Origin of the sequence: Paenibacillus stellifer (genome assembly GCF_000758685.1) — a bacterium.
GTDB classification, from domain to species: Bacteria; Bacillota; Bacilli; order Paenibacillales; family Paenibacillaceae; genus Paenibacillus_AQ; species Paenibacillus_AQ stellifer.
Genome location: NZ_CP009286.1, coordinates 3430985 through 3456524, shown reverse-complemented (window position 1 = coordinate 3456524; position 25540 = coordinate 3430985). Strand labels below are relative to the sequence as shown.

29 protein-coding genes, 1 tRNA gene and 1 pseudogene are annotated in these 25540 nt (G+C 53.4%); 25 read left to right on the top strand and 6 right to left on the bottom strand.

Annotated features, from left to right (window positions below; all coding sequences use genetic code 11):
- Window positions 1-137 precede the first annotated feature (137 nt).
- Both PSTEL_RS15970 and PSTEL_RS15965 read left to right on the top strand, forming a co-directional pair.
- A complete protein-coding gene (locus PSTEL_RS15970; protein WP_038696807.1) occupies window positions 138-758 on the top strand; it encodes an NUDIX hydrolase in 621 nt (206 codons plus the stop codon).
- Between the two features lie 165 nt (window positions 759-923).
- Window positions 924-1298, top strand: a complete 375-nt coding sequence (locus PSTEL_RS15965) for a hypothetical protein (RefSeq protein WP_038696805.1) — start codon at window positions 924-926, stop codon at window positions 1296-1298.
- Window positions 1299-1527: 229 nt separating this feature from the next.
- On the opposite strand, the pseudogene PSTEL_RS15960 reads toward PSTEL_RS15965, so the two are convergent.
- Window positions 1528-2096 (bottom strand): annotated as a pseudogene (locus PSTEL_RS15960) (beta-class carbonic anhydrase).
- Between the two features lie 24 nt (window positions 2097-2120).
- A complete protein-coding gene (locus PSTEL_RS15955) occupies window positions 2121-2501 on the bottom strand; it encodes an iron-sulfur cluster biosynthesis family protein (RefSeq protein ID WP_038696803.1) in 381 nt (126 codons plus the stop codon).
- A 155-nt stretch (window positions 2502-2656) separates the two neighbouring features.
- Between PSTEL_RS15955 and PSTEL_RS15950 the strand changes: the two genes are divergently transcribed.
- The 8 genes from PSTEL_RS15950 (at window position 2657) to trmD (ending at window position 9214) form a co-directional block, all read left to right on the top strand.
- On the top strand, window positions 2657-4183 hold the full coding sequence (locus tag PSTEL_RS15950; RefSeq protein ID WP_038696801.1) for a carboxypeptidase M32: 1527 nt from the start codon (window positions 2657-2659) through the stop codon (window positions 4181-4183).
- A 79-nt stretch (window positions 4184-4262) separates the two neighbouring features.
- Window positions 4263-4910, top strand: a complete 648-nt coding sequence (gene trhA / locus PSTEL_RS15945) for a PAQR family membrane homeostasis protein TrhA (RefSeq protein ID WP_038696799.1) — start codon at window positions 4263-4265, stop codon at window positions 4908-4910.
- Window positions 4911-5050: 140 nt separating this feature from the next.
- Window positions 5051-5407 (top strand): YlxM family DNA-binding protein, encoded by a 357-nt coding sequence (ylxM, locus tag PSTEL_RS15940; RefSeq protein ID WP_038696797.1) that lies wholly within the window; start codon window positions 5051-5053, stop codon window positions 5405-5407.
- A 21-nt stretch (window positions 5408-5428) separates the two neighbouring features.
- Window positions 5429-6820 carry a signal recognition particle protein gene (ffh, locus tag PSTEL_RS15935; RefSeq protein WP_038696795.1) on the top strand — a complete coding sequence of 464 codons (1392 nt, stop codon included), beginning with the start codon at window positions 5429-5431 and terminating at the stop codon, window positions 6818-6820.
- Window positions 6821-7152: 332 nt separating this feature from the next.
- Window positions 7153-7425: a 30S ribosomal protein S16 gene (gene rpsP, locus PSTEL_RS15930; RefSeq protein ID WP_038696793.1), complete on the top strand. Its 273-nt coding sequence runs from the start codon at window positions 7153-7155 to the stop codon at window positions 7423-7425.
- 22 nt (window positions 7426-7447) lie between these two features.
- A complete protein-coding gene (locus PSTEL_RS15925; protein ID WP_038696791.1) occupies window positions 7448-7678 on the top strand; it encodes a KH domain-containing protein in 231 nt (76 codons plus the stop codon).
- A gap of 151 nt (window positions 7679-7829) precedes the next feature.
- A complete protein-coding gene (gene rimM / locus PSTEL_RS15920; protein ID WP_038696789.1) occupies window positions 7830-8354 on the top strand; it encodes a ribosome maturation factor RimM in 525 nt (174 codons plus the stop codon).
- Between the two features lie 2 nt (window positions 8355-8356).
- Window positions 8357-9214 (top strand): tRNA (guanosine(37)-N1)-methyltransferase TrmD, encoded by an 858-nt coding sequence (trmD, locus tag PSTEL_RS15915; RefSeq protein ID WP_038701061.1) that lies wholly within the window; start codon window positions 8357-8359, stop codon window positions 9212-9214.
- A 770-nt stretch (window positions 9215-9984) separates the two neighbouring features.
- On the opposite strand, the gene PSTEL_RS15910 is transcribed toward trmD, so the two are convergent.
- Window positions 9985-10476, bottom strand: coding sequence for a hypothetical protein (locus PSTEL_RS15910; protein WP_038696787.1), 492 nt, complete (start codon window positions 10474-10476; stop codon window positions 9985-9987).
- A 222-nt stretch (window positions 10477-10698) separates the two neighbouring features.
- Here PSTEL_RS15910 and PSTEL_RS15905 point away from each other — a divergent pair.
- Window positions 10699-10772 (top strand) — tRNA-Pro (locus PSTEL_RS15905).
- 66 nt (window positions 10773-10838) lie between these two features.
- Here the strand turns inward: PSTEL_RS15905 and PSTEL_RS15900 are convergent.
- Window positions 10839-11789 (bottom strand): DUF4097 family beta strand repeat-containing protein, encoded by a 951-nt coding sequence (locus PSTEL_RS15900; RefSeq protein ID WP_038696785.1) that lies wholly within the window; start codon window positions 11787-11789, stop codon window positions 10839-10841.
- 229 nt (window positions 11790-12018) lie between these two features.
- On the opposite strand from PSTEL_RS15900, the gene PSTEL_RS15895 reads away from it, so the two are divergent.
- The 11 genes from PSTEL_RS15895 to PSTEL_RS15845 all read left to right on the top strand — a co-directional run bounded on the left by PSTEL_RS15895 (window position 12019) and on the right by PSTEL_RS15845 (window position 20095).
- Window positions 12019-12297: a hypothetical protein gene (locus tag PSTEL_RS15895; protein WP_038696783.1), complete on the top strand. Its 279-nt coding sequence runs from the start codon at window positions 12019-12021 to the stop codon at window positions 12295-12297.
- A gap of 144 nt (window positions 12298-12441) precedes the next feature.
- Window positions 12442-12786, top strand: coding sequence for a 50S ribosomal protein L19 (rplS, locus tag PSTEL_RS15890; RefSeq protein WP_038696781.1), 345 nt, complete (start codon window positions 12442-12444; stop codon window positions 12784-12786).
- Between the two features lie 201 nt (window positions 12787-12987).
- Entirely contained in the window at window positions 12988-13629 is a 642-nt protein-coding gene (gene lepB, locus PSTEL_RS15885; RefSeq protein WP_038696779.1) for a signal peptidase I, read from the top strand.
- Between the two features lie 32 nt (window positions 13630-13661).
- The gene (ylqF, locus tag PSTEL_RS15880) at window positions 13662-14528 is read left to right on the top strand and encodes a ribosome biogenesis GTPase YlqF (RefSeq protein ID WP_038696777.1); all 867 of its coding nucleotides are present in this window, start codon (window positions 13662-13664) and stop codon (window positions 14526-14528) included.
- Window positions 14529-14751: 223 nt separating this feature from the next.
- On the top strand, window positions 14752-15375 hold the full coding sequence (locus PSTEL_RS15875; protein ID WP_084065122.1) for a ribonuclease HII: 624 nt from the start codon (window positions 14752-14754) through the stop codon (window positions 15373-15375).
- 110 nt (window positions 15376-15485) lie between these two features.
- Entirely contained in the window at window positions 15486-17639 is a 2154-nt protein-coding gene (locus tag PSTEL_RS15870; protein WP_038696775.1) for a hypothetical protein, read from the top strand.
- Window positions 17636-17938 carry an EscU/YscU/HrcU family type III secretion system export apparatus switch protein gene (locus PSTEL_RS15865; RefSeq protein ID WP_038696773.1) on the top strand — a complete coding sequence of 101 codons (303 nt, stop codon included), beginning with the start codon at window positions 17636-17638 and terminating at the stop codon, window positions 17936-17938. The genes PSTEL_RS15870 and PSTEL_RS15865 overlap by 4 nt, the downstream gene beginning before the upstream one ends.
- Window positions 17935-18357: a YraN family protein gene (locus PSTEL_RS15860; protein WP_052098547.1), complete on the top strand. Its 423-nt coding sequence runs from the start codon at window positions 17935-17937 to the stop codon at window positions 18355-18357. Before PSTEL_RS15865 ends, PSTEL_RS15860 begins: the two co-directional genes overlap by 4 nt.
- 184 nt (window positions 18358-18541) lie before the next feature.
- Window positions 18542-18946, top strand: coding sequence for a hypothetical protein (locus PSTEL_RS15855; protein ID WP_156995882.1), 405 nt, complete (start codon window positions 18542-18544; stop codon window positions 18944-18946).
- Window positions 18947-19071: 125 nt separating this feature from the next.
- Window positions 19072-19620: a metallophosphoesterase gene (locus PSTEL_RS15850; RefSeq protein WP_038696771.1), complete on the top strand. Its 549-nt coding sequence runs from the start codon at window positions 19072-19074 to the stop codon at window positions 19618-19620.
- Window positions 19621-19714: 94 nt separating this feature from the next.
- Window positions 19715-20095 carry a nucleoside triphosphate pyrophosphohydrolase family protein gene (locus PSTEL_RS15845; protein ID WP_038696769.1) on the top strand — a complete coding sequence of 127 codons (381 nt, stop codon included), beginning with the start codon at window positions 19715-19717 and terminating at the stop codon, window positions 20093-20095.
- Window positions 20096-20159: 64 nt separating this feature from the next.
- On the opposite strand, the gene PSTEL_RS15840 is transcribed toward PSTEL_RS15845, so the two are convergent.
- Window positions 20160-21890 (bottom strand): YifB family Mg chelatase-like AAA ATPase, encoded by a 1731-nt coding sequence (locus PSTEL_RS15840; protein WP_038696766.1) that lies wholly within the window; start codon window positions 21888-21890, stop codon window positions 20160-20162.
- A 118-nt stretch (window positions 21891-22008) separates the two neighbouring features.
- Complete coding sequence (locus PSTEL_RS15835) at window positions 22009-22467, bottom strand: organic hydroperoxide resistance protein (RefSeq protein ID WP_038696764.1); 459 nt, start codon at window positions 22465-22467, stop codon at window positions 22009-22011.
- 147 nt (window positions 22468-22614) lie between these two features.
- Here PSTEL_RS15835 and PSTEL_RS15830 point away from each other — a divergent pair, with 147 nt between their 5' ends.
- The 3 genes from PSTEL_RS15830 (at window position 22615) to sucD (ending at window position 25526) form a co-directional block, all read left to right on the top strand.
- Window positions 22615-23088, top strand: a complete 474-nt coding sequence (locus PSTEL_RS15830; RefSeq protein ID WP_038696762.1) for a MarR family winged helix-turn-helix transcriptional regulator — start codon at window positions 22615-22617, stop codon at window positions 23086-23088.
- 296 nt (window positions 23089-23384) lie between these two features.
- The gene (gene sucC / locus PSTEL_RS15825; RefSeq protein WP_038696760.1) at window positions 23385-24545 is read left to right on the top strand and encodes an ADP-forming succinate--CoA ligase subunit beta; all 1161 of its coding nucleotides are present in this window, start codon (window positions 23385-23387) and stop codon (window positions 24543-24545) included.
- A gap of 51 nt (window positions 24546-24596) precedes the next feature.
- A complete protein-coding gene (gene sucD, locus PSTEL_RS15820; protein ID WP_038696758.1) occupies window positions 24597-25526 on the top strand; it encodes a succinate--CoA ligase subunit alpha in 930 nt (309 codons plus the stop codon).
- The last annotated feature ends 14 nt before the right edge of the window (window positions 25527-25540 follow it).

Below are 25540 nucleotides of genomic sequence, written 5' to 3'. Positions count from 1 at the left end.
TCGATGCCCATGCTCTTCTTGCTTGCGCGGTATCCCTGAAATTATTTCAATGAATATCCGAGGTGGACAGACCGGACTTTCTGTTGGAGAATGGAGGGACCATAATGGAACCATAATGTCACCAGGGAGATGAAGTCATGCCGCCAACCGAACGGTTCGATATTTATGACAAGCACCGCAACCCGATAGGAACCGATACCCGGGAGAACGTACACGCCAGAGGACTCTGGCATCAGACGTTTCACTGCTGGGTGCTGAATCAGGTGGTGGGTGAGAAGGGCAGCCTGCTGTTTCAGCTCCGGCATAAGGACAAGGATACCTTTCCCGGGAAGCTGGATACTTCATGTGCCGGACATTTGCAGGCGGGTGAGACAGTGAAGGACGGAGTACGGGAGCTGAAGGAGGAGCTGGGGCTTGATATACCTTTTGAGCAGCTTGAGTACTGCGGTACCTGCACGGAAGAGAGCCGTCCGTCGCCCGGTATCATTGACAATGAATTCAGCAGCGTCTTTTTATATGTCTCCTCTCAGCCTCTTGAGGCCTATGATTTTCAGCGGGAGGAGATTTCCGGATTGTTCTTTGTGGATGTGCTGGCTTTTCAGAAGCTGGTAGCCGGGGAGCTCGAAAGCTTGAGAATTCGAGGTGTCATTGCGGATGAGAATACGGGAGAGATTGTTGAGGATGAGAGACTCGCAGCCATCGACAGCTTCACTCCGAATACCGAGGAATATTACCGGCTGCTGTTCTCCCGTTTGTAGCCTGCGCAAGCAGCGGCTTAAGAGAGATATCGGCAGTTGTTGACGCTTCATATTGCTCGCCGTTCGGAATCCGATAAACAAACGATTAGCTACTATAATTTGTCCAACACCTTTCTCTGAAGCTTGCAATACACTATATCATCTCTAAGAAAAGGAGTGATATAAGTGGGATTCAGTGGTGTACGTCTTTCACTGTGGTCCGGCATTAATTTTACCAACCGCCGGATTGTCTTCAGACGCAAGGGAGTTGCCGTCCGTGATCTTGGCGCATTCCGGTTTAACAACGTGCTGTCCAGCTTCCGGCTTCACAATGAAGTGTTGGGCTCTCAAGTAACGCTTGTGCTGTTCTCCCGGATTAACTTTCAGGGATCAGTCCGTGTATTTCGCGGCAGCCAAAGCGTGGCGGACTTGAGAAGATTCAATTTTAACAACGTCACTTCATCGTTTATTCTGGTGGACCGTATTCTGACCAACCAAGAAATTGTGCTGATTCAGAGCACAGGCAGACCGCCTCGTGGCGTCGTCGTCATCAAGCAATAGGCTCGCCAGCAGGCTGTCGGTGGACAGCATCGCCAAGCCAGTAAGAACCAGATCAAACAGCCTGGTGCCGTTAACGGTGCCGGGTTTTGTCATGATGATTATCGCTGTTGAGGGAATCATGGTCTTGCAGTCCGATAAGCGGTCTCCAGCGGAAGGAGATTGCGTTTTTGCATGATATGCAAAAAAAGGCGCGGGCCAGTGCCCGCGCAAGCAGCAGTTCAGAGAGATGTCAATCGTTGCTGGCGTATCCTTCCGAGACAAGCTCCAGAGCGCCGGTAGCCGGGTCCATAATCATGCCATGAACAGGAACGCCCGGGGGAGCAACGGGTGATGCTGAATCATCCCCACAGTCTGAATTACCCCGTCTTTTGTACTGTCAAACCCGCGCAGCCACTCAGTCAGCTTGATCCCCGAATGCTCCAGAGTGTCCAGCACCTGATCCGGAACGCCGCGATCTTTGATCGATTGGATCATATGATCCGCATTGAGGGAAGCCATGCCGCAGCCATGATGGCCGACGACAACCACTTCGCTGGCATTCAGTTCATACAAGGCAACCATAACGCTGCGCATCACGCTCCCGAAGGGGGAGGAGATGATGGCGCCGGCAGTTTTGACGACTTTGACGTCGCCGTTCTTGAAATTCATTGCTTTCGGAAGCAGCTCCACGAGCCGTGTGTCCATGCAGGTGATGATCAGCAGTTTTTTGTCGGGAAACCGGCTGGTCAGATAGGCTTCATATTCCTTGTTCTCTACAAATTTCGCATTGAACTCCATAATGTCGGAGACTTGGCTCATGGTACGTGTAACCTCCTAATCAAATTAGTTCGAACGGGGAAGAATCTCGCAGGAGGAAGGCGAATGATATTCGCTGAGCTCCAGTCCGCGCAGGTCGCGGATTTGAATGTTCTTGCCGTATAACTGGGAATCGCTGGTCAGGACAAACGCAGTCGTATGCTCGTCCGCATCCAGCTTCAACTGTTCTTCATAAAAAATTTCATGCTGGGTGTTCACGACAAAAGGCAGGCCACCGGCTTCGACGTGCAGGTCGCCTATGTCCGGCTTATCCAGAATCAGCAGTACGTTGATCCCATCGCAGCCGCAGGCATGTCCCGTATCGTACAGAAGCTTGATCGTTCCCGGCAGGCTTCCCAGCCTTTCTCTCAGCTTCCGCTCCGCAAGCGGTGTAATCCGGATCTTCATGCATCCACACTCCTCAAGTTGGCATTCCTCCCGCATGGCGCGGCAGGCCTCATCTGTAGATCGAGCGGCCTCAAGTCGCTTCGTTAGTTGATTATACCCACTTAAAAAAGTATCATCAAGAGTAGCATGATTTTGCAGAAAGCGGGTGTAAGAAGATGGAAGATCAATTACAGGCGCAGTGGAATGATTTCGCCGTTCTGCTGGCCAAGATGAGCGGTTACCGCGAAGCAATCGGACTGCTTCATTGGGATCTGCGGACGGGCGCGCCGCGCAAGGGGGCGGAGGTCCGTGCCAAGACAATCGGAATGCTGAGCGGCGAGCACTTCAAGCTGGAGACCTCTCCCGAAATGGGGCGGTTCACGGAGCTGTTCAGCCAGCCGGAGGCCAATGCCCAGCTGTCGGCCGCTCAGCGGAAGATCGTAGAGGACTGCCGGAAGGAATATGAACGGAGCCAGAGCATTTCTCCCGAGAAGTATGAAGAGTACGCCGTGCTGGCCGCCCATTCCGAGACGATGTGGGAGTCAGCCAAGGCGGAGAATGACTTTGCCTCGTTTGAGCCTTACTTAAGCAAGATCGTGGCTTTCAAACAGGAGTTTATCGATAGCTGGGGCGTTAAGGGAACCCGATATGACACTCTGCTGGATATGTACGAGCCGGATCTAACTGTAGCGAAGCTCGACGAGATTTTTGGCAAACTGAGAAGCCGGCTTGTTCCACTGGCGGAGAAAATCGCGGCATCCCCTCATCAGCCGGACGCTGCCTTCCTTGAAGGGGAATTCCCGTCCGACCGCCAGGAGGAATTCGGATTATTTCTATTGAAGCAGATGGGCTATGACTTTGAAGCGGGCCGTCTGGATGAAAGTGTGCATCCGTTCGCCACAGGGCTGAATCCCGGCGATGTTCGCATAACGACGAATTATGTGCTGGATAACGTGACCAGTTCCTTGTTCAGCTGTCTGCATGAAGGCGGACATGCTCTGTATGAGCAGAACATTTCGAAAGACCTCGTTGGCACACCGCTTGCACAGGGCGCCTCGATGGGCATCCACGAATCCCAATCCCGGCTGTGGGAAAATATGATCGGCCGCAGCCGCGCCTTCTGGCAGCGGTATTACAACGATCTTCAATCGCGTTTTCCGGATAAGTTCGCTAACGTAGACATGGAGGATTTCTACCGGGCCATTAACCGGGTGGAGAACTCGCTGATCCGGATTGATGCGGATGAACTGACGTATAACCTACATATTATTATCCGCTACGAGATCGAGAAGCTGATCTTTAATGAAGGACTGCAGGTCAAGGACTTGCCTGAGGTATGGAATGCCAAGTACAAGGAGTACCTGGGGGTTGTTCCGCCTACCGACAGTCTGGGCGTACTGCAGGACGTTCATTGGTCGGGCGGGGATTTCGGCTATTTTGCTTCCTACTCACTTGGCAATATGTACGCCGCACAGTTCCTGAATACGCTTCGGAAAGAGCTGCCGGAATTCGATTCGCTTGTTGCCTCCGGCAATTTGCTGCCGATCAAGGAGTGGCTCACAGAAGCGATTTACCGGTACGGTATGAGCGAAACCCCGTCGCAGATTATCGAGCGTGTTACCGGCGAGCCGCTGAACCCCGATTATTTGGCGGATTATCTGGAGCAAAAGTACACTGACATTTACCATCTGGATGACCATTAATCGTTCCTCCGGTGCAGGTGGATTATCAAATTTGCAAAAGATATAATAGAAGAAAACCGTCAGTGAAAGGAGAGAGGATATGGCTAATACGCACACCTATAGTCGAAAGGAAGAGGTCGTAAACGCAGTAACGCACGGTATTGGCGCTGTGCTGAGCGTCGCCGCACTGGTGCTGCTCATCGTCTTCTCCAGCATGAGAGGAACGGCCTGGCATGTCGTGAGCTTTTCCATCTATGGCACATCGATGCTGCTGCTCTACCTGAATTCGACGATCGTGCACAGCCTGAAGGAAGGCAAGGTGAAGGATCTGTTCGAGTTCTTCGACCATTCCTCCATCTATTTGTTCATCGCCGGCACCTATACGCCGTTTCTGCTGGTTGCCATCCGGGGAACGCTTGGCTGGAGCTTGTTCGGGATCATCTGGGGCATCGCCTTCTTCGGCGTATTGTTCAAGGCATTTTTCACCAAAAGGTTTCTCTTCATGTCAACGATTTTCTATATCGCGATGGGCTGGCTGATCGTGATCGCCTGGGGGCCGCTGACGGCGGCTGTGGCGCAGGACGGCATGTCGCTTCTGATGGCTGGCGGCGTTCTGTATACGCTCGGAACCATATTCTACGTATGGCGGGCATTCCCCTACCATCATGCGGTCTGGCATGTGTTCGTGTTGCTCGGAAGCGTCACCCATTTTTTCGCGGTGCTGATGTATCTGCTGCCGATCCGGTGAGGACCAAGGCTGATATTACCCGCAAAATGAAGAAGAAAAGATGACAAGCAAAAATGCTTGACATCTTTCTTTGTTTTCGGTATGATTAGGAACGTTGAATTGGTGTAAAGTGTTTTTCCTTGACGAAGGGAGTGCCCTTGATGAGTCAGGGTAACCGACTGGAGAAGACGAACCGGATCAATCTGTTGTTTGCATTCTACGAACCTCTGCTTACCGATAAGCAGCAGACGTTTCTGAAATATTATTTCCACGACGATTTCTCCCTTGGGGAGATTGCGGCGGAATTTGAAATCAGCCGACAGGCTGTGTACGAGCATATCAAGCGCGCCGAGCAGGTGCTCGAGAATTACGAAACGAAGCTCGGTTTATTATCGAAGCATGAAACCCGAACCATGTATTTTGGAGAATTACGCAGAATCCGGAACGAGGCGGCTCTTCCGGAATCGTACGGACAGCGCCTTAATGAAATTGTGGATTCTTTGGAGAACCTGGAGTAGCTTGAAGGGAGAAGGCAGCCTATGGCATTTGAAGGATTAACCGGAAGACTGCAGAATGTGTTCAGCAAGCTGCGCGGCAAAGGCAAGGTGTCCGAAGAAGACGTAAACGAAGCGATGCGCGAGGTGCGTCTGGCCCTGCTGGAAGCGGACGTTAACTTCAAGGTCGTTAAGGACTTCGTAGCGAAGGTGAAAGAGAAGGCTGTTGGCAAGGAAGTTATGGAGAGCTTCACACCAGGCATGGTCATCATCGACATCGTCAACAAGGAATTGACGGAGCTGATGGGCGGCACTCAGGCGAAGCTGGCCAAGGCGAACAAGCCGCCGACCGTCATTATGATGGCGGGCCTTCAGGGCGCCGGTAAGACGACGACCTCCGGCAAGCTGGCCAAGCTGCTGCAGAAGAACAACCACCGGCCGCTACTCGTAGCGGGCGACATTTACCGTCCGGCCGCGATCAAGCAGCTGCAGATTCTCGGCGAACAGATCAAAGTGCCGGTATTCTCGCTGGGCGACAAGGTGAGCCCGGTCGAGATCGCGAAGCAGGCGCTGCAGCAGGCCAAGGATGACAATCACGATTATGTCATCATCGATACCGCAGGCCGTCTGCATATCGACGAAGAGCTGATGGAAGAGCTGAAGCAGATTCACGCCGAGGTCAAGCCGGACGAAGTGCTTCTCGTCGTCGACGCCATGACTGGTCAGGATGCCGTGAACGTCGCGGACAGCTTTAACAAGCAGCTTGAGCTTACAGGCGTTGTGCTGACGAAGCTGGACGGCGATACGCGCGGCGGCGCCGCGCTGTCGGTCAAAGCTGTAACCGGCTGTCCGATCAAGTTCGCCGCGCTCGGCGAGAAGATCGATGCGCTGGAGCCTTTCCATCCGGAGCGGATGGCGTCGCGGATTCTCGGTATGGGCGACATGCTGTCGCTGATTGAGAAAGCGCAGGCGAACATCGATGCCGACAAGGCGAAGGAAATGGAACGTAAAATGCGCAACGCGGAATTTACGTTCGACGATTTCCTGGAGCAGATGGACCAGGTCAAGAAGCTGGGTCCGCTGGATCAGATTCTTGATATGCTCCCGGGCATGAACAAGGCGAAGGGCATGAAGGACCTCAAGGTTGACGACAAGCAGATGGGCCGTGTCGAGGCGATCGTCCATTCCATGACGAAGCAGGAGAAGGCCCAGCCTGAAATCATCAACCATAACCGCCGCAAGCGGATTGCCGCCGGCAGCGGCACCTCGCTCACCGAAGTGAACCGTCTCATCAAGCAGTTCGACGAAATGCGCCGTATGATGAAGCAGTTCTCCGGTATGATGGGCGGTATGGGCGGCGGAGGCAAGGGCAAGAAGAACGCCATGAAACAGCTAACAGCTCTTGGCGGCAAGGGAATGAAGTTCCCGTTCCGTTAAGTCTTTGTGGTTTTGAAGGTTCAAGCACTATGGTTTTATGTTTTACCTGGATCGACCATTGTACAACATAGGTCGATCAGTAATCTTTTCAGTCTCTAAGGTTGGTTTTTGGGTTTGAAAGGCTTGAAACCCGTGACTAGATAGATTCGCAGTAAAGCGTGTCCCGACAGGGACGGCAAGCGATCCAAGCACTCCACCCACCAAGGTCCCACCAATCTGAACGCCAACGCCAATTGCCATTAGCGGGTGTCCAGAGGGCGGCAGCCCTTGGGGCCCTCCCTTGGAAGGGAGGGTTTGGGTGGGATCGATACTCTTATAAGGAGGTGAATTTCGTGGCAGTACGTATTCGTCTGAAACGTATGGGTGCTCATAAAGCGCCTTTCTATCGTGTAGTAGTTTCCGATTCCCGTTCCCCTCGTGACGGTCGTTTCATCGAGGAGATCGGTTACTATAACCCGGTTGCACAACCGGCAGTAGTGAACATCGATGAGGAAAAAGCTCTGAAATGGCTTCAAACCGGTGCGCAAGCATCCGACACGGTCCGCAACCTGCTCAGCAAAGCGGGCGTTATGAAGAAATTCCATGAGTCGAAGCTGCAGAAATAATGACTGATTGCGAGGGTCCTCTATGGAAGAATTAGTTGCAGTTATTGCTAAGGCTTTAGTGGATCATCCGGAAGATGTGACGGTGCGGGCGGTGGAGAAGGATCACCTTATTGTCTATGAATTGTCGGTCCATCCCGATGATGTCGGCAAGGTCATTGGCAAGCAGGGAAGGATCGCCAAGGCGCTCCGAACCGTCGTAACATCAGCAGCAGTCAAGAGCGATAAGCGCGTTACCGTGGACATTTTGTCCTGATCGGTAACCATAAAGAGGGGCCGGGGATCGCCAGATTCCGGCTCCTTTTTGCTAAAGTCAGAAATTATTGAGATCCCCGTTCCTTACGGCATAGACTGCAGGCGCGGGGGAACGTTATAAATAGAAGAGAACAGGCAAGGGAGCGGATGTTATGTCGGAAACGTTGTTAACGGTCGGCAAGCTGGTCAATACGCATGGAATACGCGGAGAAATCAAAGTTCTGTCCCGCACGGATTTTCCGGAAGTCCGGTTTGCGCCGGGAAGTCAGCTGCTGATTATGCCGGAGGACGGCAAGGAGCGGCTGGAAGTTACGGTTGAATCATCCCGGGAGCATAAAGGAATGTACATCGTGAAGCTGAAGGGCTATCATGATATCAACCAGATGGAAAAATATAAAGGCAGCCTGATCAAGGTGACATCCGAGGATCGGGTGGAGCTGCCGGACAACGAGTATTATTTCCACGATATTATCGGCTGTGAAGTGTACAGCGATAACCCGGATGACGGCAAGCTTGGGGTGATCACCGAGATTTTGACGCCCGGGGCGAATGATGTGTGGGTTGTGAAGCGGCCCAAGGGCCAGGATCTGCTGATCCCGGTAATCGATGATGTGGTTCTCGACGTGGATGTGCCGGGCAAGAAGGTAAAGGTCCATGTGATGGAAGGACTGCTGTGATGATACGGATCGATGTGCTGACGCTTTTTCCGGAGATGTGTGAAGCCGTATTCGGGACAAGCATCCTGGGCAAGGCTCGGGACAAAGGAATTGCCCGCCTTCAGGCGGTGAATTTCCGGGATTTTTCCGGCAACAAGCATGGCAGCGTCGATGATACGCCGTACGGCGGAGGTGGCGGGATGGTGCTGAAGCCGGACCCGATTTTCGCTGCGGTGGAGCATGTGCTGGGGGAGCGCCATTCCGCCCAAGCTCCGTTAGCTTCCGAGGCTTTGGCCGGAGTGGAAACGGCGCTTCCGGTGGAACCAGCGGAATCGGTGGCGAATAGGGCCAACACCGATGAGGTCCCGGCTGCTAACGCCAAGCCGCGGATTATTCTGATGTGCCCGCAGGGCCGGCCCTTCGATCAGCGGATCGCGGAGGAACTCTCCAAGGAGCAGCATCTGATCTTCATCTGCGGCCATTACGAGGGCTATGATGAACGCATTCGGGAGCATCTCGTTACGGACGAGCTGTCCATCGGAGACTATGTCCTGACCGGAGGCGAGCTTCCGGCATTGACGGTCATCGACGCGGTGGTTCGTCTGCAGCCGGGTGCGCTCGGCAACGAGACATCTGCGATTACCGACTCCTTCAGCACAGGGCTGCTGGAATACCCGCACTATACCCGTCCGCCGGAGTTCCGAGGCTGGAAGGTGCCGGATATGCTGCTGAGCGGGCATCATGCGAATATCGAAGCCTGGCGGCGGGAGCAGTCGCTGAGACGCACACTGGAACGAAGACCGGATCTGCTGGAGCAGGCGGAGCTGAGCGAAGGGGATCATAAGGTGCTGAAGCGGCTGAAGGCCGAGATGGAGCAGTAGGACGCGATCGTTTCGCCAACATAAGCACTTGAGATTCCAGAGAGAAGGCGAACCGAAGGTTCGGGAGATATGAATTTGATTTTGCAGGGGGAATCGCCGTCATAAAACGTTCATCTCATCCATATACTGTTAAGGTGTCAAGATCCCCGGTTTTGGGGTAATTAATAGTGATGCCGCACACAACAGAGAAGGCTGAACCAGCGAAAGGATGAACTAGATGACTACGAATACGCATGACGACTGCAAGCCGGACTCGAACCCGATCCGGAAGGAAGCGGAGCCGCTCCGCACGGTTAGCGATATCATTGACTTTTACACCAATCGCAAATCGTAAGTGCCAGACCTCCTGCCCTAGCAAGCAGAGAAACCATACCTCGAGAACCGCCTAATGTGAACACCGTTCGCGCATGGCGGTTTTTTTGCATACAGCATCAGAATGACCTTCGTGAAAAAAAGGCAATAAAAAAGACCGTCCGAAGACGGTCTTTCTACCCGAGGCGCTTCATTTCTGAACCGTATCCCGCGCCACCAAAAGCCTGTTAGTTAGCCAATGGTCCGGGTAAGGGATACGTTCAACATGTCATTACTAATGTGAACGCACCTCCTTTCCTTGTAGACACAGTATAGCACAGCACATTCTGAAATTCTACAAAATTTAAGTAGATATTGAAGAATTATTTTGAAAATTTCTCTGAAGATGGATTCGCGTTCTATACTTCTGAAAAGGGATGGGCGAACAGTGAAATAAGAAATTATAGACCATTCATAGATCAAAAATCGAACATTGGAGTTATGGCCCCGGTATATTTATCTACATCGTACCAATTGAAGGTTGCGGTATGTCCTACACCCGTTGATTGATCATCAATCACGACCTCGTATACATGGACTGTATATATAGTTGATGATTCACTGTCAACTTCTACAATGTAACCCGATGAGAAAGGGCCGTATTTCTTCTGAACTAATTCAACTGCTTGAGAGGCAGACACTTTTACGGTTGGCTGCTTACCTATGTATAAACTATCACCATATAAACCTACTTGTTTACCGATTGCGGTTCCAGCACTTTTAACCGGAATGTATGTCGTGCCCTTGTAAATAAATCCAGTTGCAGAAGTCTTCTTAGACCCATCGAGGTAGATGCTTAACTTTTTAGTTACAACATTGATGTTGACGCCAGTTGCTGCGAATGCGGTAGCTCCGGTGAGCAAAGAGCCGATGGACAAACCCAATATGAGTCCTTTAATTTTGTCATTCATTGTCGATTCCCCTTTTTGTGGTGTATTGCGAAGTTCGACAATAGAGATACATTATCCTTTTCTATAGTCAAATCATTATGGAATTGCCTCTTAATTGCGACTATACGGAGGACGGCCCAACCTGCCAAATTGGCAAATAGTCTTGCGCGAAGCTGCCGCTCTGCGTTATAATATTCCTTGTGAGAAATTTCTCCAGCCCTTGTGTGGCTCGGGAGAAAGCATCGGGGTATGGCGCAGTCTGGTAGCGCGCACCCTTGGGGTGGGTGAGGCCGTGGGTTCGAATCCCGCTACTCCGATCGTAAATAAGAAACCGCGTTCCAGCCGGAACGCGGTTTCTTTGTGCTGATCATCAAGCTGCTACCTCATTTGGCCACTTTAATCGATCCGACCGAGGAGTTCAGGGTCACCACTGGACCGCCGCCGTTGATGTCGGTTCTTCCGGAGGATACGCCGCGAACGCCGCCCAACTCGGCATGGGCTTCCAGCGTACAAGCAACGGATGAGTCCAGGGAGGCGGTGATACTGCCGACTTCAGAGCTGACTTTCAACTTGGAGCTACTGTCAATACCAGAGAGATCGAGGTTGATTGTTCCCGTGTCCGTGCCGATGCTGGAATCGCCGGTTATATGGGCGTCTTTCACATTGATGCTGCCGACATCGCTAGTTACGTCGTAAGTACCGTTTAATCCCCGTGTATTGATCCGGCCAACATCACTTCGGATGACGAATTGGTTCATACTATCGGGCACTTCGATGACATAGGATATGGTAAGGTCGGAGGTATCATATTGGCGGTTGGCCCAGGTCCACAAATCAGTATCTGCATCCTCGCTGGAATGGGTATAGACTGTCCACTCCCCTCCGGATTGTTTGGCTTCCACGACCGCATGGTCCAGAATTTCCTGCCGATGATCTTGGCGACCGACGGTTTTATACGCAGTAATGGTTGCGGAAATTTTCAACTGGGACCCGCTGCCTCGCTTTACTTCGATATCACCGACAGAACTTTCCACTCTCAGCGCCGTTCCGCTGCCGGACTCCGTGCTGTAGACGATCTCCTTCTTCATTCCGGAAGAACTCAGACGGTCAGTCGCAAGATCGGTTGTGCTCTCCACAACCTTAGCCGCGCTGTCTACGGCTGTGCCTACTCCTTGGCGGACGGAATCGCCTATCGACCTCGCTGCTTCTTCAATGCTGTTATCTGAATTCTCCTGCTTGTCTTCCGCGCTCTTTCCAGGCAACGGTGTGCAGCCCGACAGGAGCAGAGCCGTTATGATACCGGCAATGGCTGCCGTGCTCCATTTGTGTTTCATTGTTATTAGCCTCCTTGGCTTCTTGTTGTTCTGATATTCGTGATGTCATCCGGTTATGTATGCGTTTATTATATCGGGTGGGAAAAAATACTAACAGAGACCCGGGACCGTAAAATTCCCTGGACCAAAGTCGAGTAGACGTCATCAAATAATGGAAAAACTTGTTTCATAAAAAACAATTCCCGTATAATAATAATTAAATAAAGCCTCTATAGAAAGGAAACCTGCGATGCGATATCTTGTACTCCTGCTGATTGTGCTGGCTGCCGCCTCCGTGTATGCCGTAACCCGGTTTCGAAATTCAAGGAATGTGCAGAAGCGAAAGAACAATGTCATACCTCTTGACGCGCACCGCAGGGCAAGGCAGCATTCCGAAGAGCAGCCCTGCTCAAGCTGTAAAAAGAAAAACGGAAAGCTGATCTTTTACGCGCAGGATGATGGAACGGTTACAGGTTTGTGCAAGGACTGCCGCGACAAAGCCAGAAAACGGGATATGCTTCCTCTGTAACGGGATAAAAAGGTTGATTTAAGCATTGTGATATGCTAGAATAATTTTTGTTGTGTGGAATACGGTGGTCCGCTGCGGATGATGAAGGAGAACGAGGTTCTCCGGAGGAGGCATGAACACCTGTACGGAAGGAGGAAGTCCTTAATGAATATTTTACAAGAGATTACGAAAGAGCAGCTGCGCAAAGATATCCCTAGCTTTCGTGCTGGCGACACACTGAAAGTGCATGTTAAGGTTATCGAGGGTAGCCGCGAACGTATCCAGCTGTTCGAAGGCGTTGTAATCAAGCGCCGCGGCGGCGGAATCAGCGAGACTTTTACGGTTCGTAAAATTTCTTACGGCGTTGGTGTGGAAAGAACTTTCCCAATCAACTCGCCGAAGATTGATAAAATCGAAGTAACTCGCCACGGTAAAGTTCGTCGTGCCAAGCTGTACTACCTGCGTGAACTGCGCGGTAAGGCTGCTAGAATTAAAGAAATTCGTCGCTAATCCAGCGGCAGAGGGGAGGGGCTTGATTTCAAGCCCCTTTCGTTTAGCAATATGACGATAAGCCTGACGGTTCTGTTTCGGCTTATAAGTATGCTCCTTCAATGGATGAAGAGAAACGGGTGCCGCCACAGCAGGCCGGCGCATCCGTTTCTTCTTAATTTTGCGGCAGTTTAGGTTGAGTTAACGAGAGGACGGTGAACCATGCAGCAGGATTTGCAGCAGGGTGGACAGGGAGAGGGAGAAGGCCAGGTACAGGAAGAAGGTCAAGTACAGGGCACGCCCCCGAAGAAGAAGAATGAAGTCCTGGAATGGGTAAAAGCGATCGCAATCGCCTTGGTTCTGGTCATTCTGATTCGCTGGCTGTTATTTAAGCCGTTCATTGTGGACGGACCGTCCATGCAGCCGAATTTTCATACCGGCGAGCGGGTTATTGTTAATGAGATTTTATACGATATGCGGTCTCCGAAGCGGGGAGAGGTTATCGTCTTTCATGTGCCTTCGGAGGGCAGGGATTTCATTAAACGGGTAATCGGTGTGGCTGGAGATACCGTCAAGGTGGAGGGCGATGTCGTTACGGTTAATGGAAAGACCGTGAACGAAACCTATATTCAGGATGCTATTGACGATGCCCATAAGAATAACAAGCTGTATAACAACAAAGACTTTCCAAATGAAGACTTCAAGGACGGTACAGTACCGGCGGGTCATGTGTTCGTCATGGGCGATAACCGTTCAGACAGCACGGACAGCCGCATGATCGGTTATGTGTCGCTCGGAGAAATTGTCGGACGGGCTGACGTCATTTTCTGGCCGGTATCCGATATGGAATGGATTAAACACTAATTGCAGACAACATTCAAAGGAGGCGACGGGCAGTGACCATACAATGGTTTCCAGGTCATATGACCAAGGCCAGAAGGCAAATCGAAGACAAACTGAAGCTGATTGATGTTGTCATCGAACTTCTTGATGCCCGCCTTCCGCTGTCCAGCCGCAATCCGATGATTGACGATATTTTGAAGGACAAGCCAAGGCTGATTATTCTGAACAAAAGCGATTTGGCGGATGCTGAGGCGACCAAGAAGTGGCTTGCCTATTTTCGCGCAGAAGGTCATGTGGCGCATCCGGTCGATGCCTCGACTGGCAGCGGAGTGAAGGAAATTCCGGATCAGGTGCGTCTGCTCCTGAAGGAGAAGATCGACCGGCAGATTGCCAAGGGGATGAACCCCCGTGCCATGCGCGCACTCATAGTGGGCATTCCCAATGTAGGCAAGTCGACGCTGATCAACCGGATGGCCGGGAAAAATATCGCAGCGACGGGAGACCGTCCGGGCGTGACCAAGGGACAGCAATGGATCAAAACCGGGGGCGATCTGGAGCTGCTTGATACCCCGGGTATTTTGTGGCCCAAGTTTGAAGATCAGATGGTTGGGTATCGCTTGGCCATTACCGGCGCAATCCGTGAGGAGATTCTCAATGTCGAGGACATCGCGTTCTATGCGATTAAATTTCTGATGCAAGATTACGGAGACCGCTTCAAGGAGCGATACGGCATAGAGAAGCTTCCTGAGGATCTCGATAACCCGGATGAAATCGTGACTGTAATGGAAGCGATCGGCCGAAAGCGGGGTTGTCTGGTCAGCGGAGGCAGAGTGGATCTGGAGAAAGCCTCCCGAACGCTTCTACACGAGCTTCGGGCCGGCAAGCTGGGCCGCTTCTCTCTTGAGGCTCCAGGAAAATAGGACAGTGTCCTGAACATTTTTGAGAAAATGGAGGGTTAATACACCCACAAGACCGGAAGAACCGGCCGATGAAGATCGGCGGTTCTTTTTTGCGTTGGACGGAATCGACGATTGGTCAATTTTTACCGAAAGCCGGGAGATTTGGGGGATGCCGCCGGACGCGGCCTGTGGTAAGCTGTACAAATAACGCGGAAGTGCAATAAAGGGCCGGTGGGTGAAGAATATGGAATTGGATATGCTGCAGTATGAAAAAGAAGTGTGGTGCAGCTCATATCGGCATATTGCCGGTGTGGACGAGGTGGGAAGAGGCTGCTTGTTCGGAGATGTGGTGGCTGCTGCGGTGATTTTACCGGAGGGCCTGATCATAGACGGTGTTGACGATTCGAAGAAGCTGACTTCTAAGAAACGCGATGCGTTATTCGAGCTGATTATGGAGCAGGCGGTTGCCGTTGGGATCGGCCATGTGGATGCATCCGTTATAGATGAGATCAACATCAAGCAGGCATCGAGGCTTGCCATGAAGCTGGCCGTTGAGCGGCTTGAAACCTCGCCGGATTATATGCTGGTAGATGCCGAGAAGATCGACATCGAACTGCCGCAGCAGGCGATCATCAAAGGTGATGCGAACAGCCAGTCCATCGCAGCAGCCTCGATCGTGGCCAAGGTGACCCGCGACCGGCTGTGTGAAGGAGTGTGGGAAGAGACATATCCCCATTACGGGATCGCTATACATAAAGGATATGCGACGAAGCTGCACCGGGAACGGATCGCCGAATTCGGGCCGTCGCCAATGCATCGGCGCAGCTTCCTGGGCAACATTCTGACAGAGCAGATCATGCTGTTCTGAAATCCGCTATTATCGTGAGCAGACGTAATCCTGATACCAAGACTCTCCAAACGGACGCTTTCAGCCGATATTAGTATCAGAGAGTTAATGGGGAGAGGAGGCAGGCTGTAATGAATATCGGATCTTTGATTCGCGGTCTATTGGGCGATACTAAGCCCGGAGAAGCAAAGGCGCTGGATCTGAAAGAAGGCCAGGTCGTCCGCGGTGTCGTCCTCAGCGTATCCGATTCCGGTAAGGAAGCGGTGGTTCAGATCCAGGGGACTCCGGTCCGCGCGGAGCTGGAAGCCCCGGTTCAAGCAGGTCAGGCAATGACGCTTCAAGTGGCTCCTCCCAATGAGGAAGGGCTGCCGGTGCTGAAGCCATATCTATCCGGCAATTCAGTTGCCGCTGGGCTTACAATGGGAGAAGCGCTGGAGACGCTTGGGCTTACCGATGTGAAAGGCGGTAAGGAAATCGTTCAAGCCATGCAGTCTGGAGGTCTCCCTTTGACGAAGGAGAGTGCTGCCCAGCTTAAAACGATTCTGGATGCCAAGCCTTCGGCTGTACCGGTTCAAGAATGGTTGGAGTCTGCAGTGATCTCGCTGAAGAGGGGACTGCCTGTCACCCCAGAGAGTGTGAAGGGTATTCAACAGGCCGTGTTCGGCCCTCCGCTGCATGAGCTGCTGTCCAATTTGGAAGAGCAGGTCATGCAATTGATCGGGCAATTGGAGGACGAGGCCGTAGCTGCGAAGCCGCAAACGGCCCAGAACCAGACGCTGCTGAACGGACAAGCTGCCGCAGGAGCTGAAACAGCTTCTCTTAAGGAAGCCAAACAGGGTATCGCTTCTGGAGCGGGAAATCCGGCTGGTCAAGCGGCTCAAGACGGTTCAACGGACTCGGCAACCGATAATGCTGCGGTGGGTAACAAGGCTAACACCGGAGAAGGCGCCGGAAGAGCCGAGGGCAAGGCCGCAAGCCCAAACACTCCGAATCCGGGCTTGGCCGAACCGGATATTCTTCCGGCGGAAAGCGGCTCCAACACTGCGGCATCCCGGTTGACGGATACCGCTGGGAAGCAGCAGCCGGCACACGGCGCAGCAGCTGCCGGCATGCCGCCAGCAGATACGGAGACATCTGCAGGCGGATCGGCCGCCGCTCCAACCGGCGGCCAAGCGGGCGATCCCATCCAGGAGGGATCGGGCCAGGATGCCGCGAGAAACAACGCGGCAGCAAGGGCGGCGGGCGCTGGCGGGAATCCGGCTGAAGCCGCCAGCTTATCGGCGGCGGCAGCTGATCCGCCGCCAGAGGGGCCGGCCGCCCGCGCTGCGGCGGCCGAGAACCCACGCCTGCGGGACGGCGCTGCCCCGCAGGCTGACGCCGCCCCCGGCCAGGCACGGCCGGCCGGGGAAGAGGCCGCGCGCGCTGTGCCCGCGCGGCCCGAAGCCCTGCTGGCGAAGCTGCAGGGCGTGCTGGCCGAGCTGCGGGACACGCTTCCGCAGCTCGCAGACGGCACCCCGCCGCAGAGCGCGGCGGGGACGGCAGCGGCCCGGCCGGAGAATGCGGCCGGGCAGAATGCTGCGGCGGCAGGGCAGCCGCAGCAAGATCAGGCCGCCCAAGGCGGAGCCTGGGTGGCCAAGGTGCTCAAGCTGCTCGGTGCGGAGCACGAGCAGCTGGCAGTGCGTGCCGGCGCGCAGCATGCCGGCGCAGCGGACGCGGACGCGCAGGGCGGTGCTGCCCGCGCGGCGGAAACCGTGAAGGGACTGCTGCTTCAGGCCATGGATTCAGGCGTGCTGCCGCCTGCGCTTAAGGACACGGCGGGGCAGCTGGTACAGAATCTGACCGGTCAGCAGCTGCTGTTGAACACGGACCGGACGGCACCTTTTGCACAGGTTACCTTATTCCTGCCGCTCAAGGGGCCAGACGGAACGGAGACGGCTTCCGTGCATATCCAGTCCAGAAGAGGCCGCAAAGGTGAACTGGATGCATCGAACTGCCGGCTCTGGTTCGACTTGGATATGAAGGCTATAGGCCGGACACTTGTGGATGTGCAGGTGGTGGACCGGATCGTAAGCCTGAAGCTGCATAATGACGAATCATGGGCACGGGATTTGTTCGAAACGACTCGTGACCAGATTCAGACGGCGGTGGAGGGTATTGGCTATCAGCTCTCGTCGCTAAAAGCCGAGCCGCTCCCTGTCAAGAATGGAGACTCTTTGGTCAAAGCCCACGGAACGCCCTCCGATTATTTTCCCGATTCCTATAGAGGAGTGGATTACCGGGTATGAACGAGCCTGAAGACCGCAGCCGCAGCCTGTTTAAAAAAGCGGTTGCCTTGAAATATACACCTGGCGAGACGGATGCACCGGTTGTCGTGGCCAAAGGCAGGGGATATGTGGCCGATGAGATCCTGAAGAGGGCCAAAGAAAGCGGCGTCACTGTCCAGGAGGATGCCGCTCTCGTTGAAGTCTTGTCCAAGCTGGATCTCGACCAGCAGATCCCTCCGGAATTGTATCAACTCGTAGCCGAAATTTTAAGCTACGTATACCAAAGCGATTCCGCTGCGAAGAATCGGGAGAGAGAATGAGCAGCAAGGAAGCATCCCGAAGATCGGGTGATAGTCATAACGGGGCTGCCGGAGAAGCTTGCACTCGCAGGCAAAAAGGGCAGGCAGCAGAAGAGGCGGCGGTGCTGTATTTATCTTCCAAAGGCTACCGCGTGCTGGAACGAAACTGGCGATGCCGGACAGGAGAGCTGGATATCATCGCGATGAAAGCAGGGGTTCTTATCTTTATCGAGGTGCGCAGCCGAAGCGGATCAGGGACTCTCGGTACACCGGAAGAGGCGGTGGATATTCGTAAGCGGGATCAGGTCCGCCGGACTGCTGCTGTCTTTCTGCATACTACCCGAAGAGATAACGAGCCTGTTGCTTTCGATGTCATCGCCGTTCGCCTGAAGCCGGATATGAGTATTGCTTCGCTGCATCATATACCCGACGCCTTTTGAAGCAGCTTGTGTATATGATAAAAAGTGCAAATCCGCCTGATATGGTGGTTGAATGGCAGTGCCCGCCGGAGCTTGAGATCATGCAGAAAAGAGAACCGTAACTTGTTGCTTTGGGTCAGTTTTGATCGGAAATGGGTATACAATAGTGTAACCTTTCCAATACACCCGGGAGGAGGCTGTCCGAGTGAGTCAACAACCTTTTGAAATACAAGTGAAGTTTGCTTGCCAACAGTGCGGGCAGGAAATCGGGGTCGTATTCGGCAGCGAACCGGTTCTTTCCATTAACTGCACTACTTGCCATCAAACCTTCTCTGTGATGCGTCCGGCCATTGCCGAAGAAATATTGATAGACTGGAAGAATGAGGCTCTCATTCAAAAAATCCGGGCCGATCAGTCGCAGAGCAGTAACGCAAGTCTGATGATGCTGATCATCCAAGTTATCGAGCTGTTAACCTGGCGGGACAACGGTGCAGGGCAAATTGAAGCGATCAAGCTGATGAGACAGTGGCTTGTCGACAATGAGGCCGCACCTACTATCTCCGAACTAATGAGGACGAACAGCAGTCAAAGACTTAATAAACGTCACTAATAGGATGTCGTATGATACGATAAGTGAAATCGTTGCCTGACAACGAGCTGCGCTTGCGGATCGGCGACTCCTTATTTTTTGTATGCATCCTAAACCAAAGATAAATTCAAGTGGGGGGCTTTGCAGTGGCTAACGTGTTCTTTACTTCTGATCATCATTTCGGGCACCGGGCGATTATGGATTATGAATCCCGTCCTTTTCGCGATGTGCCACATATGAATGAGGCCATGATTGCAGCCTGGAATGAAACGGTTGGAGCCGGGGATCAAGTGTTCCATTTAGGGGATTTTTCATTCATGAATAAAAGCGACACAGCGAACATAGTTAAGCGACTGAACGGGCGAATCACGCTTATTCTCGGCAATCATGACCGGGGCCGTTCCCGGAGCTGGTGGCTTGACGCCGGCTTTGCTGAGGTGAGTGAGCATGGGCTTATCTATAAGGATTTTTTTCTGCTGACTCATGAGCCGCTCTATATGAACCGTCACATGCCTTATGTCAATGTGCACGGTCATATCCATGGCCAGAAATACGAAGGCATACAGCATTTCAATGTAAGTGTCGAGCTGTGGGATTACCGTCCGGTCTCATTCGAGAACATGATGGATATCTTGAAAACTGCCGAGTTTTCAGGCGAAAAACAGTCAGAAGAACGGACTGACGAGGGCGATTGAAGAGTTGCTGCACGATGCCGCGAATTTTTTTCTTCTATAATAATAGGCTGTAAAACGATAGATTCGAATGATGTAAAGAAGGAGTTCGTATAATATGCCGACTATGAATGAGCTGAGCGCCCAGGTACATCAAACTGCGCTGGACAAGGGCTGGTATGATGGAGGCGGACGCACCTTCGGTGAAGTGATCGCCCTTATGCACAGCGAGCTATCTGAAGCCCTTGAGGATTACCGGAACGGCGCTGCTCCGGAATCCACCTGGTACGAAAAAAAGACGGACGGTGAGCGTCACATTTCCCGGGAACCGGTTGATGAAACCTGGAAGCCCTGCGGAATCCCGTCAGAGCTGGCGGATGTGGTGATCCGGGTGATGGATGCATGCGCCTACTATGGCATCGACCTCGACCGGGCCATACAAGAGAAGATGGCGTATAATGCGACAAGACCGCACCGCCACGGCGGCAAAACCATTTGAGCATCCTGGAAATCATCTGACCGAGAATACCTGATGCTCATATAAGCCTGCATAAGTCTGGATGTTATTCCCCGTCGCCCGGAGGTTTATCAAGATTGCGGTATTGAAGCGCCTCGGCGATATGTCCCGGAGTGATACGTTCCGCACACTCCAAGTCAGCGATGGTCCGGGAGAGCTTAAGAATCCGGTCATACGAACGCATGCTTAAGCCCAGATTCTCCAGCAGATCATGCAGCATCTGCGAGCCGTCGGGGCCGGGATCGGCATGGCGTTTCAGGGCGGCGCCGTACAGCTCGCTGTTCCAGGAGATGGGCAGTCTGCGGTAACGGGCGGCTTGAAGGCGGTGGGCCTCTTCCACTTGTGACCGCATATCGGCGGTCGACAAGCCGGGGGAGGCAGTTTTTTTGTCCAAGTCCCTGGGGCGAGGGACCTCTACCTGAAGGTCGATCCGGTCAAGCAGCGGACCCGACAAGCGTCCCCGGTATTGTGCGATGCGTGCGGGACTGCATGTGCAGCGCTGCGCCGGATGGCCGCTTCCTAATAGTCCGCAGTGACAGGGATTCATAGACGCAGCCAGCATCAATCTGGCGGGGAATGTGAAGGCGGCTCTCGCCCGGCTGATCGTTACAATATGATCCTCCAGCGGCTGACGCAGCATTTCGAGAACGCTGCGCGAGAATTCCGGAAGCTCGTCGAGGAACAGAATGCCCCGGTGGGCAAGGCTTACCTCGCCGGGCTTCGGAACGCTTCCGCCGCCGATCAACCCCGCTCCTGATATGGTGTGGTGAGGGGAACGGAAGGGCCTGTCCCGGATCAAGCCTTGCCGGGCGTCGATTAGCTTGCCGGCTGCACTGAAGATCTTCGTTACCTCAAGCGCTTCACTGTCGGATAAGGCGGGAAGAATTCCGGGAAGTCTCTTGATCATCATGGTTTTGCCGGTTCCGGGTGGACCAATCAGCAATATATTGTGCATTCCGGCGGCGGCTATCGTCAGCGCCCGCTTCACATGATGCTGGCCGGTTACGTCGCTGTAGTCTTCCTTCATCGCCTCTTCGGCATTAGCAGCCGGCTCCGTGATAATGGGCGAAGAGATGTAGCGAAGATGCTCCAATGAATAGGCTGTTACCGGTTCCTTCAAACCGGGAGCGCCGTCCACTGTTACCGGGAATGGAAGTGAGGCTGTTCCGTCCGGCGTGTCCTCCGCAATAGGCGACGCTGGATTGTCCGAGGGGAGAGCCAGATAGGAACCAGCTTCCCGATTTGCACTTCCCGCCGTTTTGTATTCCGGCTCAAGAGAGTTGTCCCGAAGCTGGTTAATGTGGCCGGCAGCGTATACTTTCACCCCGCTGATGAGTGCTGCTTCCGCCGCGTTCTTCCTCGGGAGCAGAACGGCTTCAAAGCCTTCGCGCCGCGCGGCTTCCACCATTGGCAAGACACCCGTGACGGGTCTTAGACTACCGTCGAGAGCCACTTCGCCGATCAGCAGCATTCGCTTCGCGGAAGGCATGATTAGCTGACCGCTCGTAGTCAGGATGCCGACCGCAATAGCCAGGTCGAAGGCAGAGCCTTCCTTGCGCAGATCGGCCGGCGCCAGGTTGATGGTAATCCGCTGCTGCGGGTAGCGGAAGCCGCAGTTGCGGACAGCGGAGCGGACTCTCAGCGCCGATTCGCGGATGGCGGAGTCCGGCAGGCCAATGATATGGGTCTGCGGCAGCCCATTGGCCAGATCGATTTCAACGCTGATCATGACGCCTTCAATGCCGTACAGGCAGGCGCTGTTCAGTTGTCCATACATACAAAACACCCCTTATCCAAAGTCGGCGCAGAACAAATGCGCCGGGCTTCGGTCAAGAGGTGCTTCCTCATTTTCCAAAGTTTAATCTTCTTCCATTATAATCGTGAAAGAGCCGAAATCAATACCCGCCGCCGAAGGAATGTTCTTCTTCCAGGACGTTGATCTCCACGGCGATGTTGCCGCGAGTGGCGCGGGAGTACGGGCATGCGGCATGTGCGCCGTTAACGAGAGTTACGGCTGTGTCATGGTCTACACCCTTGACCAGCACATCCAGCTTGACCCCAATGCCGAAGCCGCCGTCTTCCACCTTGCCGAAGCTCACGGTAGCCGTTACTTCGCTGCCTTCGATCTTGATGCGGCTTTGGCGGGCAACCATGTTCAATGCGCTGTCGAAGCATGCGGAATAGCCTGCGGCGAACAGCTGCTCAGGGTTGGTGCCTTCTCCTCCGGCTCCGCCCATTTCGCGAGGTGTAGAGATTTTTTGAGAGAAAACGGGGGCGGCGGATTCTACATAGCCGCTGCGGCCTCCGACGGCTTTTACGGTTGTTTCGTACATTTTTTGCTGGATGGTCATCATATAACATCAATCTCCTCTTAACAATTATATTTTACACAATCTAATTTAACACAAAAATAAGTTGTGTCAAACTATTTTTTCGCAATTAACAAGAATTTATCCGCAATTTGTGATAAAATCAATTCAAGAAAGCAGGTGACATACTCGATGAACCAATCATCCAATTCGAACCCGATCCCGGAACTGCTGCTGGAGAATCAGTTGTGTTTTACCATATATGCGTGTTCTCGGGAGATCACCAAGCTGTACCAGCCTCTGCTGGACAAGCTCGGACTCACGTATTCCCAATATCTCGTTATGTTAGTGCTCTGGGAGAAGAAGCAGTGTACGGTGAAGGAACTGGGCACGGCGCTGTATCTGGACTCCGGGACGCTTACTCCGCTGCTGAAACGTCTTCAGGCCGCTGGTCTCATTGTGCGGGAGCGCTCGCAGGAGGATGAGCGTAAGGTCCTTATTTCTCCAACCGGGAACGGATGGGCGCTGCAAGATGACGCGAAGTGCATACCGTCCCTCATGGCTGAGGGAATGACCATGGAGAAGGACGAATTTGCCGAATTGTTGGGCCAGTTCCGTTCTTTGCTGAACCGTGTTCACCAGGCGAATATTGCGGAGAGAATGTGATTAATTTTGCAATAAGATCAATCGCATTTCGGCATGAAATCATGCGAAAATCTGTGTATAAAATGTGAATATTTTTAAGGAAAGCGCTTAAAATTCATGTTACAATATTCTGGGTTTCCTAATTTGACAGTGTTCTTCATTGTCAGCATGCGGGGGGAACGGCAGGTTTCTTCCGTGTGCCATAGGAATACAGGATGCAGCAATCCTATGACCCGACTCATTGGCAATCCAAACGTATAAGCGAACAAGTGCGAAAGACAGCTGCGCTGTTCGCCACACATTAGGAGGCTTCCAGAATGAATATCCATGAGTATCAGGGCAAAGAAATGCTAAGGAGCTATGGGGTTGCGGTCCCGAATGGAAGGGTTGCATACACGGTGGAGGAAGCCGTAGCCGCAGCGCAGGAGCTGGGCGGTTCGGTTGCCGTGGTCAAGGCGCAGATTCATGCGGGCGGCAGAGGCAAGGCGGGTGGCGTCAAGGTTGCAAAGAGCCTGGATGAAGTCCGCGCTTATGGAGGCGAAATACTGGGCAAGACGCTGGTGACGCACCAGACCGGACCGGAAGGCAAGGAGGTCAAGCGCCTGCTTATTGAGGAAGGCTGCCAGATTGTGAAGGAATACTATATCGGGCTTGTCGTCGACAGGGGCACGGGACGAATTGTCCTCATGGGCTCCGAGGAGGGCGGAACCGAAATCGAAGAAGTGGCGGCGAAGCATCCCGAGAAGATCTATAAGGAAATTGTAGATCCGGCTGTCGGACTGCAGGTGTTTCAGGCACGCAGACTGGCCTATAACATTTCCATTCCGAACGAGCTGGTCGGGAAAGCGGTCAAGTTTATGCAAGCGCTCTATTCAGCTTTTGTCGACAAGGACTGCTCCATTGCTGAGATCAACCCTCTCGTCGTTACAGCCGATGGCAACGTGCTGGCTTTGGATGCCAAGCTGAATTTCGATTCCAACGCCTTGTTCCGGCATAAAGATGTCGTGGCGCTGCGCGATCTGGATGAAGAGAATGAGAAGGAAATCGAGGCATCGAAGTTTGATCTCAGCTACATTGCGCTTGACGGCAATATCGGATGCATGGTGAATGGGGCGGGCCTCGCAATGGCCACGATGGATATAATTAAGTATTACGGCGGAGAGCCTGCCAATTTTCTGGATGTCGGCGGCGGCGCCACGGCGGAGAAGGTTACGGAAGCGTTCAAAATCATTTTGTCCGACGAGAGCGTCAAAGGCATCTTCATCAATATTTTCGGCGGAATCATGCGTTGCGACGTCATTGCCAGCGGCGTGGTGCAGGCGGCTCGCCAGCTCGGTCTGACTAAGCCGCTCGTCGTCCGTCTGGAAGGAACCAATGTGGAGCTGGGCAAGCAAATATTGTCCGGCTCGGGACTCCATATCGTATCGGCCGATTCCATGGCAGACGGCGCCCGAAAGATCGTCGCGCTCGTACAATAACCCGTCCCGGGCAAATTCGGCGTTTTTACTATAAGAATAGGATGTGAACACATGAGCATTCTTGTCGATAAAAATACGAAAGTGATTACCCAGGGCATCACGGGATCTACGGGACTTTTTCATACAAAGGGCGCTTTGGAATACGGTACGCAGATGGTGGGCGGCGTCACACCGGGCAAAGGCGGAACGACGGTTGATATCGAGCTGGATAACGGACAAATCAAATCCCTGCCGATCTACAACACAGTAATTGAAGCCAAGGCTGCGACGGGTGCAACCGTAAGCGTCATTTATGTGCCGCCGGCTTTTGCTGCGGACTCGATCATGGAAGCTGTGGATGCCAGGCTTGATCTCGTTATCTGTATTACCGAGGGCATTCCGGTGCTGGACATGGTCAAAGTAAAGCGCTTTATGGAAGGCCGCTCTACGGTGCTGATCGGACCTAACTGTCCTGGTGTCATTACGCCGGGCGAGTGCAAAATCGGCATTATGCCGGGCTACATTCATATGCCGGGATACGTCGGAGTCGTTTCGCGCAGCGGAACGCTGACCTACGAGGCTGTTCATCAGCTGACGGCCCGCGGCATCGGTCAATCGACGGCTGTAGGGATTGGCGGCGACCCGGTGAAGGGCTCGGAGTTTATCGATATTCTAAGACGGTTCAATGAAGACCCGCAGACGAAGGCGGTCATTATGATCGGCGAGATTGGCGGGACAGCCGAGGAAGAAGCCGCCTACTGGGTGCGCGAGCACATGACCAAGCCGGTCGTCGGCTTCATTGGCGGCACAACTGCGCCTCCAGGCAAAAGGATGGGGCATGCTGGCGCTATCATTTCCGGTGGCAAAGGCACCGCCGCTGAGAAAATTGCCGTGCTGGAGGAGTGCGGCATCACTGTAGCCCCGACTCCGGCCGAAATGGGCTCCACTTTGGTTCGGATTCTGGAGGAAAAAGGAATTCTTAACGCCTGCACGTCACACTAATTCCGCTGTCCGCA